The organism is Enterococcus ureilyticus (assembly GCF_001730315.1).
Classification (GTDB): domain Bacteria; phylum Bacillota; class Bacilli; order Lactobacillales; family Enterococcaceae; genus Enterococcus_L; species Enterococcus_L ureilyticus.
Genome location: NZ_MIKC01000039.1, coordinates 174,224 through 194,755 on the forward strand (window position 1 = coordinate 174,224; position 20,532 = coordinate 194,755).

The 20,532-nt window shown below is 37.2% G+C and carries 17 protein-coding genes; 15 read left to right on the plus strand and 2 right to left on the minus strand.

Annotated features, from left to right (window positions below):
• The first annotated feature begins 6 nt into the window (after window positions 1–6).
• The 4 genes from BCR24_RS13465 to tig all read left to right on the plus strand — a co-directional run bounded on the left by BCR24_RS13465 (window position 7) and on the right by tig (window position 3,671).
• The gene (locus BCR24_RS13465; protein ID WP_069641032.1) at window positions 7–480 is read left to right on the plus strand and encodes an S-ribosylhomocysteine lyase; all 474 of its coding nucleotides are present in this window, start codon (window positions 7–9) and stop codon (window positions 478–480) included.
• 33 nt (window positions 481–513) lie between these two features.
• Window positions 514–1,380 (plus strand): MetQ/NlpA family ABC transporter substrate-binding protein, encoded by an 867-nt coding sequence (locus BCR24_RS13470; RefSeq protein ID WP_069641033.1) that lies wholly within the window; start codon window positions 514–516, stop codon window positions 1,378–1,380.
• Window positions 1,377–2,081, plus strand: coding sequence for a 5'-methylthioadenosine/adenosylhomocysteine nucleosidase (locus BCR24_RS13475; protein WP_069641034.1), 705 nt, complete (start codon window positions 1,377–1,379; stop codon window positions 2,079–2,081). The genes BCR24_RS13470 and BCR24_RS13475 overlap by 4 nt, the downstream gene beginning before the upstream one ends.
• Before the next feature lie 306 nt (window positions 2,082–2,387).
• A complete protein-coding gene (gene tig / locus BCR24_RS13480; RefSeq protein ID WP_069641035.1) occupies window positions 2,388–3,671 on the plus strand; it encodes a trigger factor in 1,284 nt (427 codons plus the stop codon).
• Window positions 3,672–3,747: 76 nt separating this feature from the next.
• Here tig and BCR24_RS13485 read toward each other — a convergent pair whose 3' ends face one another.
• On the minus strand, window positions 3,748–4,611 hold the full coding sequence (locus tag BCR24_RS13485; protein WP_069641036.1) for an alpha/beta hydrolase: 864 nt from the start codon (window positions 4,609–4,611) through the stop codon (window positions 3,748–3,750).
• 263 nt (window positions 4,612–4,874) lie between these two features.
• Here BCR24_RS13485 and allC point away from each other — a divergent pair, with 263 nt between their 5' ends.
• The 8 genes from allC (at window position 4,875) to arcC (ending at window position 14,440) form a co-directional block, all read left to right on the plus strand.
• Window positions 4,875–6,101, plus strand: a complete 1,227-nt coding sequence (gene allC / locus BCR24_RS13490) for an allantoate deiminase (RefSeq protein WP_069641037.1) — start codon at window positions 4,875–4,877, stop codon at window positions 6,099–6,101.
• A gap of 21 nt (window positions 6,102–6,122) precedes the next feature.
• Window positions 6,123–6,908, plus strand: coding sequence for a (S)-ureidoglycine aminohydrolase (gene allE, locus BCR24_RS13495; RefSeq protein ID WP_069641038.1), 786 nt, complete (start codon window positions 6,123–6,125; stop codon window positions 6,906–6,908).
• Between the two features lie 23 nt (window positions 6,909–6,931).
• The gene (gene allD, locus BCR24_RS13500) at window positions 6,932–7,999 is read left to right on the plus strand and encodes an ureidoglycolate dehydrogenase (protein WP_069641039.1); all 1,068 of its coding nucleotides are present in this window, start codon (window positions 6,932–6,934) and stop codon (window positions 7,997–7,999) included.
• A 296-nt stretch (window positions 8,000–8,295) separates the two neighbouring features.
• Window positions 8,296–9,345: an ureidoglycolate dehydrogenase gene (allD, locus tag BCR24_RS13505; RefSeq protein ID WP_069641040.1), complete on the plus strand. Its 1,050-nt coding sequence runs from the start codon at window positions 8,296–8,298 to the stop codon at window positions 9,343–9,345.
• Between the two features lie 119 nt (window positions 9,346–9,464).
• A complete protein-coding gene (gene fdrA / locus BCR24_RS13510; protein WP_069641041.1) occupies window positions 9,465–11,222 on the plus strand; it encodes an acyl-CoA synthetase FdrA in 1,758 nt (585 codons plus the stop codon).
• A 136-nt stretch (window positions 11,223–11,358) separates the two neighbouring features.
• Window positions 11,359–12,627 (plus strand): YlbE family protein, encoded by a 1,269-nt coding sequence (locus BCR24_RS13515; protein ID WP_010765722.1) that lies wholly within the window; start codon window positions 11,359–11,361, stop codon window positions 12,625–12,627.
• 13 nt (window positions 12,628–12,640) lie between these two features.
• Window positions 12,641–13,489, plus strand: a complete 849-nt coding sequence (locus BCR24_RS13520) for an oxamate carbamoyltransferase subunit AllH family protein (protein WP_069641042.1) — start codon at window positions 12,641–12,643, stop codon at window positions 13,487–13,489.
• 12 nt (window positions 13,490–13,501) lie between these two features.
• Complete coding sequence (gene arcC / locus BCR24_RS13525; RefSeq protein WP_069641043.1) at window positions 13,502–14,440, plus strand: carbamate kinase; 939 nt, start codon at window positions 13,502–13,504, stop codon at window positions 14,438–14,440.
• Window positions 14,441–14,497: 57 nt separating this feature from the next.
• Here the strand turns inward: arcC and BCR24_RS13530 are convergent, their stop codons facing one another.
• Window positions 14,498–16,138, minus strand: coding sequence for a PucR family transcriptional regulator (locus BCR24_RS13530; RefSeq protein ID WP_069641044.1), 1,641 nt, complete (start codon window positions 16,136–16,138; stop codon window positions 14,498–14,500).
• Between the two features lie 333 nt (window positions 16,139–16,471).
• Between BCR24_RS13530 and BCR24_RS13535 the strand changes: the two genes are divergently transcribed.
• The 3 genes from BCR24_RS13535 to BCR24_RS13545 all read left to right on the plus strand — a co-directional run bounded on the left by BCR24_RS13535 (window position 16,472) and on the right by BCR24_RS13545 (window position 20,463).
• Entirely contained in the window at window positions 16,472–17,680 is a 1,209-nt protein-coding gene (locus tag BCR24_RS13535; RefSeq protein ID WP_069641045.1) for a pyridoxal-phosphate-dependent aminotransferase family protein, read from the plus strand.
• Window positions 17,681–17,892: 212 nt separating this feature from the next.
• The gene (locus BCR24_RS13540) at window positions 17,893–19,170 is read left to right on the plus strand and encodes an MFS transporter (protein ID WP_069641046.1); all 1,278 of its coding nucleotides are present in this window, start codon (window positions 17,893–17,895) and stop codon (window positions 19,168–19,170) included.
• 72 nt (window positions 19,171–19,242) lie between these two features.
• A complete protein-coding gene (locus BCR24_RS13545; RefSeq protein ID WP_083244411.1) occupies window positions 19,243–20,463 on the plus strand; it encodes a dicarboxylate/amino acid:cation symporter in 1,221 nt (406 codons plus the stop codon).
• Window positions 20,464–20,532: the final 69 nt, after the last annotated feature.

Consider the following 20,532-nt stretch of genomic DNA (forward strand, 5'->3'; position numbering starts at 1 on the left):
GTAATCATGGCAGAAGTTGAAAGTTTTACATTAGATCATAATCAAGTGATTGCGCCGTACGTTCGAGTAATTACAACAGAAGTTGGGAAAAAAGGGGACGAAATCACGAATTATGACTTGCGTTTTGCCCAACCGAATCAGGCAGAAATTCCAACAGCTGCGCTTCATACGTTAGAACATTTATTAGCTGATTTATTGCGGGATCGTTTGGACGGTATTATTGATATTTCACCATTTGGTTGTCGAACAGGCTTTCATTTGATTGTTTGGGGGAATTATCCAGCCCAAGAGGTTGCTCAAGCTCTGAAAGAAACATTGGGTCAGATCGTAGAAGAAATTCAATGGACTGATGTTCAGGGAACAGATGCAAAAAGCTGTGGGAATTATAAAGATCACTCTCTTTTTTCCGCAAAAGAATGGGCGAAAGTAGTGTTAAATCAAGGAATCAGTACCTCTGCTTTTGAGCGAGAAATAATCTAGGGCGAATCATAGTAATATTTGAAGGAGGCTGTTATGAAAAAGTGGATTGGATTTGGCATTTTAGGGGCTTTATTTTTAGTGACGGGTTGTAACAGTCAAAATAAAGCGGAGGCAAATGAAGAACAGCATAAAGCGACCAAAATCGTTTTAGGTTCAGTTGACAGTGATGCCGATATTTGGCGCTTTATTGCAGACTCAGAGTTAGCTAAGGAAGCGGGATTAGCCATAGAGGTCAAAGAGATCAATGGCGGTCCTCAGCTAAATAATGCAACGGTTGAAGAACAGGTCGATGTGAATGCTTTTCAATCATTGGGGTATTTAAGTAGTTTCAATCAAGATAGCGACCAAAAATTAGTACCAATTGCAACAACCTATATGGAGCCGATGGGGCTTTATTCAGATAAATACAAATCAGTCGGGGAGATTAAAGAGGGAGCTGTCGTTGCAATCGCTGATAATCCAGCAAATACGGCGCGTGGCTTAAGATTGATGGAAACTGCTGGTTTGATCAAACTAGCCAAGAATTTTGACAACGGAACAGGAACGCCGTCTGATATTATTGAAAATCCTAAAAACTTAGAGTTTAAAATGATCGATGATACGACGGGACCAAGAGTATTGCAAGATGTTGACCTAGCTTTGATCAGTAATACAATTGCGTTTGAAGGTGGTTTAAATGTTTTGAAAGATGCTTTGTTTAAAGAAGAAATCGATGAACATACGCAGCAAAGCATCAATGTTTTAGTCACAACAGCAGACCGCCAACAGGATCAAGCGTTAAAAAAACTAGCAGATCTATATCATAGTCAAGCAGTCAAAGACTATATCCAAGAACATTTTGGTGGGACAAAAGTCGATGTGCAAGAAGATGTTGGCAAGCTGTGGGAGGCAGATAAATGAAAATCGTCATAGCAGCAGCAATGCAAGAAGAGTTAGAACCATTTCGTGGTTCTTATCAATTGCACTCTATTTTAAAACGAGGGAAAACTGTGATCGAGGAAGTATTAGATCAGCCAGACTATTCCTTATTTTTAGTGGAAACCGGGATCGGTAAAGCCAATGCAGCAGCTTCAGCTAGTTTAGTTTGTGAAACAGTTCGACCAGATGTGATCATTAATACAGGTTCTGCGGGTGGCTTTTTAGGTGAGGTTGAAATTGGTGATGTTATTTATGGCACAAGGCTCACTTATAGTGATGTGGATGCGACTAGTTTTGATTACGCATTTGGGCAAGTGCCACAAATGCCAAAAGACTACCAGTTAAGTCAAAAATGGTTAGAAATGGTTGATTCTTTGGAAAAAACTAGAGATTATGGTTTGCATAATGGATTGATCGTCACTTCCGATTCCTTTATGAGTGAGTCGGAGTTTGTAACACAGGTGAAAGAGCGTTTTCCAGAAGCGAAAGCCTCTGATATGGAAAGCACAGCAATCGCACAAGTTGCGAGTTTTTATGCTATTCCTGTAATAAATATTCGCGGTATTTCCGACATTGCAGGGATTGAAGCTGCTGAGTCTTTTGATACACATTTAGATACAGCTGCACTTCATGCATTTCAAGAAACGAAACGCTTAATTCGTGTATTGGTAGAAGATAATTAGTAGATGGTAAAGATGTTTGAGCTTTTAATAGCTGAACATCTTTATTTGTCTCGGCCTTATTTGCTTTTAAATGTCAACATGTTACTATCTTGAAATATAGAAAGCACATCTAAAGAGCATAGAAACCAATGAACAGAACTTAAAAGTGGTTAAAATTAAAAAGAGACGCTTCAAATAGTCTATAAAATGGCTTTATTTTCCATCTTCTCACCTAAAATGTTTACATTTATCCAGTGATAGTGTACTATTTAAAGGTATGCATAACATAAATTCATGTATAAAATTAAGTTATTCGGAGGGAAACAAATGTCTGCGAAATTTGAAAAAAAAGGCACCAATGATGGTGTGTTAACTTTTTCAGTTGATCAAACTCTAATTGAAAAAGGCTTGAAACAAGCATTCGATAAAGTTAAAAAAAATCTTAACGTACCAGGATTCCGTAAAGGAAAAGTGTCACGTCAAGTATTCAACCGTATGTACGGCGAAGAAGCATTATATGAAGATGCTTTGAACGCAGTGTTACCAGAAGTCTACGAAGCAGCTGTTAAAGAAGCTGGAATCGATCCTGTATCACAACCTAAAATTGATGTTGAAAGCATGAATAAAGGGGAAGATTGGGTCGTAACTGCTGAAGTGACTGTAAAACCTGAAGTTAAATTAGGCGAATACAAAAACTTAACAGTTGAAAAACAAGACCGTGAAGTTACAGACGAAGACGTAGACGCACGCATCCAAAATGAATTAGAAGCCCAAGCTGAACTAGTCATCAAAGAAGACGAAGCAGCTGTTGATGGCGATACTGTTGTTATTGACTTTGAAGGTTTCAAAGACGGAGAAGCTTTTGAAGGCGGAAAAGGTGAAAACTATTCTCTTGAATTAGGTTCTAACTCTTTCATCCCAGGCTTTGAAGAACAATTAGTTGGCAAAAAAGCTGGCGAAGAAGTTGAAGTAAAAGTAACATTCCCAGAAGATTACCAAGCAGAAGATCTAGCTGGTAAAGAAGCTGTTTTCCAAGTGAAAGTTCATGAAGTAAAAGCAAAAGAATTACCAACTTTAGATGATGAATTCGCAAAAGACGTTGATGACTCAGTAGAATCATTAGACGAATTAAAAGAAAAATACCGTAAAGAATTAACAGAATCTAAAGAAGCGGCTGCAACAGAAGCAAAAGACGAAGCTGCAATCCGTCAAGCTGTTGATAATGCAGAAATCGTTGACCTTCCACATGTAATGGTACATGACGAAGTTCACCGTTCAATGGATGAATTCCTAAACAACATGCAACGTCAAGGAATCGCTCCAGATATGTACTATCAATTAACTGGAACAACAGAAGCTGACTTGCACAAACAATTTGAAGCAGAAGCAGAAGTTCGTACGAAAACAAACCTTGTAATCGAAGCGATCGCTAAAGCAGAAGATATTGAAGTATCTCAAGAAGATATGGATAACGAAATCAAAGATTTATCAGAACAATACAACATGCCGATCGATCAAGTGAAAAAAGTCTTAACAGAAGACATGTTAAAACATGATATTCGCATGAAACGTGCAGTAGAAGTAATCACTGAAACTGCAACTGAAAAATAAATGTACAATAAAAGACATTCCTGAATGATCGGGAATGTCTTTTTTTAAGTTAAAGAATGAAACGATTATGTTAAAATTAAGTAGTGCTCAATGTTTTATCTAGCCATAGGATTAACGCTTGATAAGCTTGCAATCCTTCGTTTTTAGTAATGTCTCCATCAAAATCATGAGGAAGAGCTTCAATTTCTTCATAAGTGGCATTAGGGATTTTGCTGCTAGCAATACGTGATAGTTCAACTGGGACATCTTGGTCCGCTGAACTATGAGCCAAAAATACCGGTGGAAGTTCAGCAAGCTCAGTATCAGTTAAACTGAATGTTTCTTTTTCACTAGGTGAGCTGACGAGATAACTTAACCAGTTACCAAATTGCCGACCAGATAAATAAAGTGAAAAACGTTCATTAATTGAAACTTCTGCGATTGGGTTAGGATAGATCAACTCTTGGGCAGCCAAAGGGGCTATTTTAGGAAATTGATTGTAATAACTGCTAGGCTGACTAAATGAAGGACTCATCAGATCATAATAGCCATAAAAACTAATCAGTCCTTTTTGCTCTGGGAAAGGATAACGAGCAGATAATAGATAGGACAGAAAACCACCAGCCGAACGTCCAAACAAGAAATAATCCGAATGTTCTAGACCTAGTGTCGTTTGATAATGCTTCAAGAACCAATCAATTGCTTCTTTTAAATAACTAACAATAGTTGGCAGTTTGACTTCAGGTGCTAATGGATAATCAATGGTCAATACGTTGTAACCATTTTCTGTTAAAAGCTGACAATAAACTTCTGGTAAATCATCTCGTTGTCCATAAAGCAAGCCACCACCGTGGAAGTAAAGTAATGTAGCTTTTGTTTGACAATTGTTTTGAGCTGAGTAATAGGTCATAAATAATTTCAAATTATCGAATTGACTATAACAAAATTCTTGTTTTAACATAATGATCCTCCTCATTTAAAAATTGGACAGGTTTGTTTTGCAGCAATAGGTATTTTTTCTTAAGGGCATTTTATCATTTTTTCAAAGAATTAACCTGTAAATTTTAAAAATTTCACGAACTTATTTCTATTTTAACCCAAATAGCTCTAGTCTTTATGTTTAAAGCGCACAAAGATAGGAGCTGATTTGTGAAATGTGGATAGTGTATGAAAACTGGCAACCGCTTACAATGGTTATGATAATAAAAGAGGGAGATGTATCAAATGGATTTAAAAAAAGTTTTACAAGAAAATATCGATCACTTATCTAGTATTGGCAACGACCCAACAGGCGGAATGACCCGTTTATTGTATTCTGATTCCTGGTTGGAAGCACAAAAATCTGTGAAAGAAACATTGGAAGCTATCGGCATGACCGCTTCATTTGATGAGATCGGTAACCTCTTTGGTAGAGTAGAAGGTACAGAGCATCCAGAAGAAACCATTTTATCAGGTTCACATATTGATACCGTTGTGAACGGTGGTAACTTAGATGGTCAATTTGGGGTCATTGCAGCGTACGTTGCAATCCAATATTTATTAGAAACACATGGTAAACCGAAACGTTCTTTAGAAGTCATTTCAATGGCTGAAGAAGAAGGCAGTCGTTTCCCAACAGTATTCTGGGGTAGTAAAAACTTTGTCGGAGAAGCGAAAAAAGAAGACGTTATTGAAATCGCTGATTTTGAAGGGTTGAAATTTGTAGAAGAAATGCAACGTCACGGTTTTGACTTTAGAGATGAAAGCAAAGCAGCTAGAGATGATATCAAAGCTTTTGTAGAAATCCACATTGAACAAGGAACTGTCCTTGAAAAAGAACAATTACAAATCGGTGTTGTTAATAACATCGCGGGTCAAAGACGTTATACGATCGTTCTAAAAGGTGAAGCAAACCATGCTGGTACAACACCAATGGGGTATCGTAAAGATGCAGTGTATGCTTTTGCGAAGATCTGTTCACAAGCAATCGATCGTGCTTTAGAAGTGGGGGATCCGTTAGTATTGACCTTCGGTAAGGTTGAACCCAAACCAAATACAGTAAATGTGGTTCCAGGTGAAGTGTTATTTACAATGGATTGCCGCCATACAGACAGCGGTGAGCTACACGCCTTTACCCAAGAAATTGAACAATTGATGAAAGATATTGCAGCGCAACACGGTTTAGAAATCGACATTGACTTATGGATGGATGAAGCGCCAGTTCCAATGAATGAAGAAATCGTAACGGCAATCGAAACGGCAGCTAAAGCTGAAAATATGAAATACAAAGTAATGCATAGTGGAGCTGGACATGATTCTCAAATCATCGCGCCAAACTTTCCGACAGCAATGATTTTTGTACCAAGTATCAATGGTATCAGCCATAATCCAGCTGAAGCTACTGATATTGATGATTTAGTCAATGGTGTAAAAGTATTGGCTAGCACATTATATGAATTAGCTTATAAATAAGAGAAAGTAGGAGAAATAGAAATGGGTTATAAAAATAATCAAACGGGCTATCTTGATGGATTATTATCATCTAGAGCCGTTATCAAAAAAAATAATTATGCATTGATTCCACATGATGGGTTAGTAAATAATGTGATTCCTGGCTTTGAAAATTGTGATTGTTCGATTTTAGGGTCAAAACAATTAGGAGCCAATTTTGTTGATTATATCATTACAATACACAAAGATGGCAACAATCAACGTGGCTTCGGTGGCGAAGGTGTTGAAACAATTGTTTATGTGATCGACGGTGTTTTAAATGTCAATGATGGTACTGAAACACACAAACTAACAAAAGGCGGCTATGCATATTTACCAGCCAGCACGTTAATGTATCTAGAAAATGGTCAAGATGCTGATACAGAAATTTTCTTATACAAAAAACGTTACCAACCATTAGAAGGTTATGAAGCACACAAAGTAGTCGGCAATGTAAATGACATGGAGCCAATCGAATACGAAGGCATGAAAGACGTTCTTTTATGGGATTTCTTACCGAAAGATCTAGGTTTTGATATGAACTTCCACATCCTTTCATTTGAACCAGGAGCAAGTCACGGCTATATCGAAACGCATTATCAAGAACATGGCGCCTATTTACTTTCTGGACAAGGCATGTATAACTTAGATAATGAGTGGATGCCAGTCGAAAAAGGAGATTATATCTTTATGAGTTCATACGTGCAACAAGCAGCTTACGCAGTAGGACGTGATGAACCTTTAATGTATGTTTATTCAAAAGATTGCAACCGTGATCCAGAAATTTAATTTGATGAAGAGGAAGTTTAAGAATGAATGAAACTGTTGTAGTGAAACCAGAAGAATTGCATGATTTGATTGAAAAAAAATTAATGACAGCTGGCTTAAAGCCAGAACATGCAGATGAAGTGGCGACACATTTGGTATTTGCAGATGCATGCGGCATCCACTCACATGGCGCCGTTAGGGTAGAATATTATGCAGAACAAATCGATAAAGGCGGCGTAACGCTTGATCCTAAGATTGAGTTTGAAGAAACTGGACCAAGTTCAGGAATCGTTCATGGAAAAAATGGTGCAGGGCAATTTGTTGCGGATGTGGGACTTGGCTATGCGATTGATATGGCAAAAAAATCTGGCGTTGCGGCTGTTGGGATTTCTAAAATCAGCCATAGCGGAGCACTGTCTTACTATGTAAAAAAAGCAGCGCAACAAGATTTGATAGCTATTGCAATGTGCCAATCTGATCCGATGGTTGTCCCATTTGGTGGCAAAGAAAATTACTTTGGGACAAACCCAATCGCCTTTGCAGCACCTAGGCAAGGTCATGATCCAGTTGTTTTCGATATGGCAACAACTGTTCAAGCATGGGGAAAAGTTTTAGATGCCCGTTCTAAAAATAAAGATATTCCAAATACCTGGGCAGTTGATAAAGACGGTAAACCAACAACTGATCCCCACAAAGTCAATGGCTTATTACCGATTGCTGGACCAAAGGGCTACGGTTTGATGATGATGGTAGATATTTTATCTGGTATGCTTTTAGGCTTACCATTTGGCAAACACGTTTCTTCAATGTATGACGATATAAGCAAAGGACGTAATGTGGGTCAAATGTATATTTTGATCGATCCAAAACGTTTCACTGATTTAGAGATGTTCAAAGAATCTGTGAACGGTATGGTAGAAGAGTTACATGAAATTCCCGCAGCTGATGGATTTGAACAAGTCTATTATCCAGGAGAAATCAATCAACTCAATTATGAAAAATCAATGACAGATGGTATCGACATCGTTAAGGATATCTACGACTATTTAAAGAGTGATACTCTTCATTTTGATCGATATGAAAATACAAATGCATTTGGTGAGAAAAAATAAAATTTGTTGAACTATGATGCTTCACGAAAATGTTGTTTGGTTTGTATAAGTATTAGCGAAGCGGAGAATTGTTGTCGTATGGTATCTAGCTACGCGGGCTAGCTTCTCGGAAAAAAGATAAAAATTGAATGAGGCCCAAAGCACCTCAGTCAATTTTTCCTATTTTTCTGTCGAAGCTGAACGAGCCCGCTTCGCTTTTGCTTTGAAACACAGTGAATGAAATGAACTTATGTTAAAAAGTACAAGGTGTAGCGAAGCGCAACGTTGTTACCGATAATAAAAGGAGGCGTTTTAAAATGAGAGTAAAAAAAGCGGATTTACATCAACTAATCAAAGATAAAATACAGAAAGCTGGTTTATCAGAGGAACATGCAGGAATCGTAAGTGATGTGTTAACCTTTGCAGATGCTAGAGGAATTCATTCCCACGGTGCAATGCGCGTGGAATATTATTCGGAAAGAATAGCAAAAGGCGGTATCACGAATGATCCTACTTTTTCTTTTAACCAAACAGCTCCTAGCTGTGGTATGTTTGAAGGCGATAACGGTTCTGGTTTTGTAGCAGCAGAAAAAGCAATGGATTTAGCGATTGAAATGGCCAAGAAAAATGGTGTCGCTGTTGTAGGAGTTCGTAACATCTCTCATAGCGGAGCGCTTGCCTATTATGTAGAAAGGGCCGCAGCACAAGATATGGTCGCTCTTTCTGTTTGCCAATCTGACCCAATGGTTGTGCCATTTGGAGGAAGTGAACCTTACTTTGGCACAAATCCAATTGCCTTTGCAGCACCTAGCAATGATGACCGTGTTATAACGTTCGATATGGCCACAACTGTTCAAGCATGGGGGAAAATTTTACATGCTCGTTCTAAAAAAGAAGCTATACCAGATACATGGGCAGTAGATGCTAAAGGGAATCCGACAACAGATTCGACAGCTGTGAATGCTTTATTACCAATTGCGGGACCTAAAGGCTATGGTTTGATGATGATGGTAGATGTTTTATCTGGTATTCTACTGGGCGTGCCATTTGGCAAACACGTTTCTTCCATGTATCATGATTTATCGAAAGGTCGTGAACTAGGCCAGCTTCATATTGTGATCAATCCAGATTTCTTCATTGGTTTAGATGTATTTAAAAAGAATATTTCAACAATGTTAGATGAATTAAAAGAAATCAGCCCGAGTCCTGGTTTTACTGAGGTTAATTATCCAGGTGAACGAGGGCGCGCACGTGAAAAAAATTATGAAGAAAATGGAATTGAAATCGTAGATGATATTTACGAATATCTAGTCAGTGATGACATTCATTATGATCGTTATGATCACAAAAATAAGTTTGCGGAATAATCTTTTTGCAAAAAAAGATAGCAACCGAATGAGACAAAAAACGGCATAGTCGATTTTTCTTATTTTTCAGTCGAAACATAGTAAGTCCGTTACACTTTTAATCAAATGGAGGAATTTCAATGCTGCATACAATTATTAAAGCAAATAGCTATCAAGATTCAATCGTATTGATGCTATTAACCAACAAATTAAATACAATCGAGGGTGTTCACAATGTTTCCGTTATGATGGGGACACCTGCAAATAAAGACATCTTTAAAACAGGTGGTTTATACACAGATGAGTTAGAAAAAGCTTCTTCAAATGACATGGTAATCGTGTTAGATATTGAAGATGATTCATTGATCGACCAAGTTTTAACTGAAATCGATGTATTTTTAGAAGAACAAACAAAAGGTGGCGGCGATGCCTCAGGTGAAGAAGTTGTTAAAACTTGGGACAAAGCTTTTGAACTTGGGAAAGATGCAGGCGTGGTTGTCTTCTCTATTCCAGGAACACATGCAGCACTTGAAATTGAAAAAGCTTTGGATGAAGGCAAACATGTTTTTTGCTTCAGTGATAATGTTGCTATTGAAGATGAAAAACGTCTAAAAGAAAAAGCACATGATGCAGGTCTTTTATTAATGGGACCAGATTGCGGAACTGGGATTATCAATGGTATTCCTGTAGCCTTTACAAATGCTGTTCGTAAAGGGAAAATCGGTGTTGTTGGTGCTTCTGGAACAGGGATTCAAGAAGTAACAACGATCATCCACAAATTAGGTGGCGGTGTGACGAATGCAATCGGGACTGGCGGACGTGATTTAAAAGCTGAAATTGGCGGAATCACTTTAAAAGACAGTATTATGACATTAGAGAAAGACCCTAACACAGAAGTGGTTGTTGTGATCTCTAAACCACCTGCACCAGAAGTTCGTGATGAAGTCTTAAATCTTTTAAGAAGCATCTCAAAACCTGCTGTAACGATTTTCCTAGGCGAAAAACCAACATCTCATGAAGAAAATCTTTATCGTGCCTATACATTAGAAGAAGCCGCTCAAACAGCTGTTCAATTATTAAATAAAGAAACGGTTACAACTGTAAAAGAAACACTAACTGTTCCTGCTCATTCTTTCAAACCTGAACAAAAATATGTTAAAGGTTTATATTCTGGCGGAACGCTTGCTTATGAAGCGGCAATGTTGATCAAAGAAGGTTTAGCATTAACAGGTGACGAACATGCACCAGAAGGCTTTATCTTACAAAATCAAGGTCATGAAATCATTGACTTAGGTGACGATGTTTATACACAAGGAAAACCTCATCCAATGATCGATCCAACAAAACGCAAAGAAATGTTAGAAGAAGCGGGCCAAGATCCTGAAACGGCAATCATTCTTTTAGATGTTGTATTAGGTTATGGTTCTCATGCCAACATGGCGCAAGAACTAGCACCAACCATCAAAGAGATCAAAGCTCAAGCGGCCTCTGATGGAAGAGAATTATTTGTGATCGGTACGATTGTAGGGACAGACGAAGATCCTCAAAATATTCATGGACAAGAAACGATCATGAAAGAGGCTGGTGTGATCCTTTGCGATAGTAATGCACAAGCAGTACGTTTAGCATTAGCTATTTTAGATCATCCATTGACTCAAACAGATAAAGCAATCGAAGCAGCACCGGCAGTGAATCCAGTTGCAATTGAACCAACAGAAGCGATGTTAGCCTTATTAACAAATCAAGGATTTATCAACGTTGGCCTACGTAGCTTCTCAGAAGCCATCATCAACCATGGTGGTAAAGTAGTTCAATATGATTGGCAACCAGTTGCAGGCGGAAACATTACACTGCAAAAAGCATTACAATTCTTAAATAAAGTAGCATTAGCTAAATAAATTATCCAGCTTACTGAGCTAGCTCCTCAGAAAAAAGATAAAATTAGATTGTGGTAAAAAGCACCACATTCTATTTTTCCTATTTTTCAGTCGGAGCTGATCAAGCTCATTCAGCTTTTAACGGAGGAAAATCAAAATGGCATATAAAACAATCGATGAGGCAAACCAAGCGGTAGCAGCAAAAATCGTTGCTGGTTCTCCTTTCTTATTAGATGTAGTCCCAGCAAATTCAGTGATCGAAGAATTGAATGAAGGAAAAGTCCTATTACATGCAGGTCCTCCAATTACTTACGATAAAATGGTCGATCCAATTCAAGGCGCTTGTGTAGGTGCAGTTTTATTTGAAGAATGGTGTGAAACAGAAGAAGAAGCCAGAAAATTGCTAGAATCTGGTGAAGTAAAATTAATTCCGTGTCATCACGTAAATGCGGTTGGACCAATGGGTGGTATCACTTCAGGAAACATGGCAGTCTTAGTTGTTGAAAATAAAACTGACGGTAACCGTGCTTTTTGTACAATGAACGAAGGAATCGGCGCGGTACTACGTTTTGGTGCATATTCTGACGAAGTAATCACTCGTTTAAGATGGATGAGAGATACTTTAGCTCCTGTTTTAAGTGCAGCATTGAAAACAAAAGAAGATGGCTTAAACATCAATGTATTAGTTGCCAAAGCAATTGCTATGGGAGATGAGTTCCATCAACGTAACATTGCGGCATCATTAGCATTCTTGAAAGAAATGGCCCCAATCATCGTTGGGTTGACTGAAATTGACCAAACGAAGCGTGAAGAAGTTGTTCAATTTTTAGCAGATACCGATCAATTCTTCTTAAACATCATGATGGCATCAGCGAAAGCTGTCATGGATGGTGCAAGACAAATTCAAGAAGGAACAATCGTAACGGCAATGTGTAGAAATGGATATGAGTTTGGTATTCGTATTGCTGGTATGGGGGATGAATGGTTTACAGGACCAGTCAATACACCTCAAGGCTTATATTTCTCTGGATTTAGTGAAGCAGATGCGGCTCCTGATATGGGAGACAGTGCTATCACTGAAACGTTTGGTGTTGGTGGTATGGCGATGATCGCAGCACCTGCTGTAACTCGTTTTGTAGGTTCAGGCGGATTCTACGATGCATTGAATACTAGTAATGAGATGACAGAAATTTGTATTGATACAAATCCAAATTTCCCAGTTCCAACATGGGACTTTAAAGGAATTTGTTTAGGAATCGATGCACGAAAAGTGGTAGAAACAGGAATTCTTCCCGTAATCAATACAGGGATCGCCAATAAAAAAGCAGGCTTAGGTCAAATCGGAGCAGGCACTGTAACGCCGCCAATCGACTGTTTTGAAAAAGCAGTTTTAGCCTATGCGAAAAAATTAGGTTTTACAGAATAAAAGGTGAAAACAATTGTTTATTAATGCTAGTTTTATAGATCAAGCGCTCTTGGTGACAGGTGACGCTGAACAAGAAAAATGGCAGGTTCACAGTAAATACAAAAATAGCTTCAATATACAAGACGAAAGGAAAAAACAGTTAGTGGTCATTACGACCACTGACTATCCTTTTATGCCAAATGGTATTTATATAGAAAAAACTGACTTTTTAGCGTTATTGGCAGCGATTGACATTGGAGAAGGAATAAGTTGGCGTCAAAATACACTTCAATTTTCCCGCAATCATTTATTCTTGATGCATGCTAAGCGCTATTCTTCTGTTATGCAAAAATCAGCAGATATGCGAATTGAAAGTCAAGAAAAGCTATTTTCATGTGTAGATAAATTAGAAGAAAAAACGGGCAGTCAAAATACTTTAGTTGCGTTTATAGCAGCAAAAGAGCCATTTAGCCAGGCTGTAAAACAGCTGTGTTCAAAAGCAGATTCACAACAAAAGTTAGGATTAGAATTTCTTTTGGGTAGAGGGATGGGCTTAACGCCTTCTGGCGATGATATGATTGTTGGCCACCTTGCTGCAAGATTTTTATTAGAACAAGAAAATGATAGTTTGAATAATCTATTACTTACTGAACTGTTGTCAGAACAGTCTTTAACAACAGATATCAGCAAGCACTATTTGTTATGCGCATTATCAGCTCGTTTTAGTGAACCTGTTCTTCATTTAGTTGGCTCGTTAACGATCGATAGCAGCGAAGAACAAATTGAAAAGAACGTTAGAGCAATTCTGTCAGTCGGACACACGTCTGGTGTTGATTTATTAGCAGGCTTAATCACTACAATCAAATTACTAAGCATTAATTGAAGGAGGATTTTTATGGCAAATCGTGTCGTGATCGCATTGGGAGGCAATGCAATTTTAAAACCAAATCAAGAGGCAACACTTGAGGTACAATTAGAGAATGTTAAAGTCAGCGCTGAGCTGGTAGCAAAAATAGAAGAAATTGATTATGAAATCGTTTTAACACATGGGAATGGTCCACAGGTTGGGAATATTTTAAGACAAAATGAAGAAGCCAAAGATATCGTTCCACCGTTTCCTTTAGACGTTTGTAATGCAGAATCACAAGGGTTTATCGGTTATATGTTAGAACAAAGTTTGAAAAATTCGTTGGAAACAAAAGGATTAACAAGTAACGTCATCTCATTACTTACTCAAACTGAGGTTTCAGCTGAAGATGAAGCTTTTAATAATCCGAACAAACCAATCGGAATTTTTTATTCAGAAGCAGAAGCGAAAAAAATGGAACAAGAAAAAAACTGGGTAATGATGGAAGATGCTGGTCGCGGCTATCGTCGTGTCGTTCCTTCACCGCAACCAAAAGCGATTCATGGTGTAGATGCAATCGTTCATTTATTAAGCCGAAATACAATCGTGATTGCAGGTGGTGGCGGTGGAATTCCCGTTGTTCGTGATCAAGATGGGTTGTTAAAAGGAATCGAAGCGGTGATTGATAAAGATCGTACAGGTAAAAAGCTAGCAGAACAAGTTGATGCCAATGTCTTTATGATGCTAACAGACGTGAGTAATGTTTATATCAATTACGGTAAAGAAAATCAAGAAAAACTAGAAACGATTTCTGTCAAACAAGCACAACAATATATGGATGAAGGTCATTTTGCTGATGGCAGCATGGGACCAAAAATGGAAGCTGCAATTGGTTTTGCTGCACAAGGAAAAACTGCGATTATTTGCTCATTGGAAGAGGCTGATCAAGCGTTATTAGGTAGAGCGGGAACAAGAATCACAGGATAAAAAAATATAAATAGAAGTTGGAAGAAATCATCTGGTTTCTTCCAACTTCTATTTTCGTTATTGATGCTGATTTGATCGTTCGGACAATTCTAACGCTAAGCGTAGATTCAAGCTATTTGTTGGATCTTGAATACTTTTACCTAGGAGTTTAGCACAGTGATCGATTCTGTATTTGATGGTATTACGGTGTAAATACATTTCTTTCGCCGTTTTTGAAATCTCGCATTGAAAACTCAAGTAACATTGTAATGTTTTACGAAGTTCAATGAACGAATCCTCAACAGGATAGGCCAGTTCTTTTAAAGTACTCTCACAGAAATAATGAATATCTTCTAAACTCATTTTTTCAAATAAGCTTTTCATTCCCTTGGGATGATAGCGGTGCGTTAGTATGCTGCTTGTCATCGTCAGCATTTCTTCATAGGCTGTTTTGGCTTCGATAAAGGAACTAGCGATCTGTTCAATCGTTTCATATAAATTTCCTAAAGCAAATGTTAAAGTAATGGGCAATTTTTCAGATAATTCTAAAGATAATTCTTGTAAAATTTCCTCTAAATCATCCACTCTACTTTGAATTAGAATCGCGAGATGGTTCGTATTTTTTACTTTGAAAATACTAATATGTTTGATTCTTAATGGTAATGTCTCTTGCAACCATTGAAAAGCGACATCGCTTTCTTCTTGTTGGTATTTGATTTTGGTAGCAGTTGTTGTAGTTTGACTACAAACTGCATATACAATTTGATATTGCGTACTTTTCTTTAAACCATAATTTGCTCCAAGATCAAGCCAATCACGTCTGGTTTGATGAGGTGTCTGTTGGTATTCAACCAGCTGAGCTAGAAAATCACTTTTAAGAAAATCAAGCGATTCTTGGATTTTTTGGTTTTTGTACAGCATAAAGGATAAAACGAGACCAGCTTGTTCTACTGCAAATTCTGACATTGGATAGGGCACTTGTTCGGGGTTTAGAACAAGCAGATAGTGCGGGAAATAACTATTTACAGTCACTGGAAATCCAGCAATCTGCAAGGTAGACTGGTTTAAATCTTTGATCACAAATGAAGCATGACTGTCCTCGCTCCAGCAATCATATTTGTTAATAAGCTGTTCAACATAATACTCTGCAGGTTTTGATGTTTGCGTAAAGTGCTTCGAATGAGCGATAACTTTACGATAAGGACTAAGTAAAATCACTGGTGTATTGATCATTTTTCCAAAATCTGCGACAAAACGTGCGATGCTTACATCATGAATCAATAGATTAGAAAAGCGTTTTTGGATATCTAAAGCGTAGCTTAATTGCTCTGTCTTTGTATCCCACAAATAGTTTAGCAATTGATGTAATAGACCACCTAAAGGCTGAGTGCTTGGAACTTGAACAATTGGAAAATCAACTTCATTTGCATAAGCGACCACCTCAGGATCAATTGTTTCGATAAAGCGACCGACTTTAATACCAATCCCAGCGGCTTCCTGTTCTTTTAAAGAATCAATCAAGGTGATCAATTCTTTTTGATTCTCTTTATAGACCATTGCAGTTGTTAAAAGAAAAATTTTCTTAGGAATAAAACCTGCCACATCAGGCGTTTCAGAAATTTCGATACTTTCAACAATCGTATTAGCTTTTGTCGGATGTGTTAATAATTTTAGATCGGAAAATCTTGGTATTTTCAATAAATCTTCTAAAGTAGTCAATGGATTTCCTCCTAATATAAAAGCTGAATGAGCTCGTAAAGACTCGACTGAAAAATAGGGAAAAACGAATGTGTCGATTTTTGACACAAGCGTATTTCATCTTTTTTCGATAGAGTGATTCTTGAAGCTAGATATGACATCAATAAATTACGTTAACTATCAGTTTATATCGTATTGTATTTTTAGTCTATCTTTATTCTAAATGATAGCGTATGCAGATTCAAGAAAGGTTTGTACGAAATGACCGAAAATTCAATTTTTTTATTCAAATGTGCCAATGACTTTTTTTGATATAAAGGTAGGATGAAATTAAAACGGAAAAGAGGAATAGTTATGTTTTCAGAAATATCAGTACCAAATAGAACAATCATGACACCAGGACCAGTCGAGGCTCATCCTGTGGCATTAAGAGCAATGTCTGCATCGATTTTAGGACAGTTTGATCCAGCTTTTCTAAAAATTATGGATGAAGTGAAAGAAATGATCAAAATTCCTTTCGGTACTAAAAATAAGCAAGCTTTTGCAGTTGATGGCACGTCACGTTCTGGATTAGAAGCTGCTTTGATTGCATTGATCGAACCAGGAGATAAGGTTTTGATTCCAGTTTATGGAAGATTTGCTTATCTTTTAGGAGAAATTTGTGAGCGAGCTCAGGCTGAAATCCATTATCTTGAAAAAGAATGGGATGCACCATTCGATCAAGAGACGGTGATTAAGGAAATTGAAAAATTCCAACCAAAAATTGTTGCAATGGTTCATGGAGAAACTGCAAATGGACAAATGCAAGCAATGGAAAAAATCGGACAATATTGCCAAGCAAACGAAGTTTTCTTCGTTGTAGATATGGTGGCAACTTACGGTGGCGTTCCTATTGAAGTGGATGCGTGGGGCGTTGATATCGCAATTGCAGGAACGCAAAAATGTGTGAGTGTGCCTTCTGGTTTGTCTTTGATCACTTATAACGACCGCGTAGAAAAAGTATTGACTAGTCGCTATCAAAAAGAATTAGGTTTAAGTAAAGACATCCGCAATGATAATCATATCAGCAGTAATTACCTTGATTTAAGTCAATTACAACGCTATTGGAGTGAAGAACGAATCAATCATCATACTGAAGCGACAAGCATGATTTACGGCTTACATGAAGGATTGAGAATGATGATTCAGGAAGGAATGGATCAGGTATACGCTCGTCATGCTCAGAATGATCAAGCAATTATTGCGGGGATCAAAGCTATGGGTTTAGGTTTTTATGGAGATTTATCCACAAAAATGCCTACAGTTACACCAATCATGATTCCAGAAGGAATCGATGGTGAAAAAGTTCGTTCATTGATGCTAGATGAATTCGAAGTAGAAATTGCATCGTCTTTTGGTGCGCTTCAAGGGAAAGTTTGGCGTATCGGCAATATGGGCTATAGCAGCAGAAAAGCGAATGTACTTCATGTATTATCGGCTTTAGAAGGTGCGCTTAATTATTATGGTGCGGATATTGTTAAAGGTGAAGCCGTTAAAGCTGCATTAATGATTTATAAAAATTAGAAATAAATGTAAATTGTTTGTGTAAAAGAACAAGTGATTGTTCGTTTTGCACAAACTTTTTGACAAGTTTGTGAAAAACAATGATGCTTGAAAGTTTGCTACCGCTTACAATTGAAATGAATTAAGAAGTTGTTTGTTTATATAGTTTAGAATAAAATGCACAAACATTTTTATCGTTGCCTATATAAAAAATAACAAATGGAGGAAAAGACATGGATGCAAAAGTTAAGAGTTCGGGAATGGATTATTGGAAAAAAATCGTCATTTTATTATGTGCTGGTTGGGTAACGATCTGGGTATATCGTTCAGCTTTATCACCTGCCTATCCACAAATCAATGCGTCACTTGGTGGAGGTATCTCGGATACAGCACTAGGCTTTATTTCAACTTGTTACTTCTTCGGGTATGTTGCAATGCAAATTCCAGCAGGATTTTTAGTTGATAAGATCGGAAAGAAAAAAGTCTTAATTCCAGGCTTTATTGTTTTTGGACTAGCCGCTTTGTTGATTTCGCAAGCGACAAGCATTTCAATGATATATGTTGGGAGTGTTTTAGCTGGTTTAGGTTGTGGATCATTTTATGGTTCAGCTTATTCATTAACATCTCAAAATATTCCTAAAGAAAAAAGAAGCTTTTCTACTGCTATTGTAAACAGTGGTTCAGCAGTTGGTTCAGGATTAGGATTGATTTTATCTAGTTTCTTAGTTGTTCAATTACAGTTCCCTTGGCAAACAATGATGTATATTTCAGTAGCCTTGATTGCTGTGATGTTAGTAGCGTTTATTGCAATTATTCGTAATAATAAAGAAGATGCTGAATTTTTAGCACAATCAGAAGCAGCAGAAGCGGCAGAAGTTGCTAAAGTGACAGAAGAAGCAGCTGTTTTAGAAAAAGAAAATGTATCGATTAAAAAATTATTTGCACCAAAAATGTTATTTGCTTATATTTTATACTTTGCAACTTGTTATGGTTACTATATGACTGTTACTTGGTTACCAAATTTCTTAGGTACAGAACGTGGGTTTGAAGGTGCCGCAATTGGTTTTTCTGCCTCATTAGTGGCGTTTGCCTCAATTCCTGGCGCTTTATTCTTTAGTCGTTTAGCAGATAAATACATGCATAAAAAAGTTCAATTTATTGTAATTTTAGAACTTTTAGCTGCTGCAATGTTACTATTTACAGTTCAAGCGACTAATTCAACGTTTTTATTGATTAGTTTGATTTTATACGGATTTTTAGGAAAACTTGCAGTAGAACCAATTATCATTTCATGGCTTGGTGAGAATGCACCTAAAGTCGGTATTGGTACAACACTTGGCGTATTCAACTTTTTCGGAATGATGTCATCCGTTATTGCACCAACATTAACAGGTTCTATTTCAGATGCAACTGGTTCAAAAGTAATGGGCTTTTATATTTCAGTTATCCTATTGGTAGTTGGGACAATTCTATTCTTATTAGCAAATTTAAATAAGAAACAAAAAAATTAACTCGAAATGATGTCTAATAACTAGTTATGTCTTAAGTCATCAGTTGGTATCTTAAAAGTGAGGAACCTAGTTATGAAAAAAATTCGCAACATAAGTATGACAAATCAAGTGATGATCGCCACTATATTAGGGGTTATAGTGGGGATCATCTTTCAAGAAAAAGTCGAATCATTCAAAGTCATCGGGGATGTGTTTCTACGATTGATTCAGATGTCTGTGGTCGTTTTGATCATGGGCGCAGTTATTGAAGCAGTTGGTAGTTTAGAAGCAAAAGAACTTGGAAAAATTGGCTTGAAAGTATTTGTCTGGTTTATGGGTTCGACTATTTTGGCCGCAATTATTGGTGTTTTGTTTGGCTTATTGATTCAACCTGGAAAAGGATTAGAAGTTAGTGGTTTTGAAGCAGGATCAATCAAGGCGAGTACGGAGAGTTTACAAGAAATCATTATTGATTTTATTCCCAAAAACATTATTGAAGCAATGGCACAAGCGAATATGATCCAAGTAATCATTTTTTCTTTATTATTTGGATTAGCATTGAGTTTAATCAAAGACAAAGATAAAAATTCAATTCTACTGGATGGTGTTTCAGCATTTAACAATGTTATTTTGAAAATGGTAACATTGATCATGAAACTTGCCCCAATTGGTATTTTTTGCTTGATTGCTCCAGTGATAGGGACGATTGGCACAGGTGTTTTGATAACCTTGATGAAATTTTTACTAACACTGGCAGTCAGCGCATTATTATTTTTAATCGTTTGGTTATTAATAACAGCTTTCTATTGTAAAGTTAGTGTGAAAAAATTAGCACAAAATATGTGGAGAATGTCAATTGTTGCGTTTACAACAACATCTTCAGCGATTACTTTACCTATTCAGATCGAAGACGGTAGAGACAAATTGGGAATTAGTGATCGAATTTCAAAATTAGTTCTGCCTTTAGGGATGACTTTGAATAGTAATGGTCTGGCAATGTTTTTATCGCTAGCTATCGTAACATTTGCTCAATTCTATAATATTCAAATGGGGATTGGGGAATTAATTAAGGCTGTTCTATTATCAACTTTAGCTTGTTTAGGTACAGTGGTGGTGCCTGGTGGTGGTTTAGTGGCACTAGCTACAGTTATGCCGATGCTAGGATTACCAACTGAAAGTATTGCACTACTTGCAGGAATTGACTGGTTTTCTGGAATGTTTAGGACATTGCTGAATGTTGATGCAGATACAACCGTCGCGTTGATCATTGCAGCTGATGAGAAAGAATTAGATTATGAGATCTTTAACTCGTAACCTTTAAAAAGACAAGATCAATAGTACTAAAAATGAAATAAACCCTTGAAAGTTAGAGTTAATAGCCAA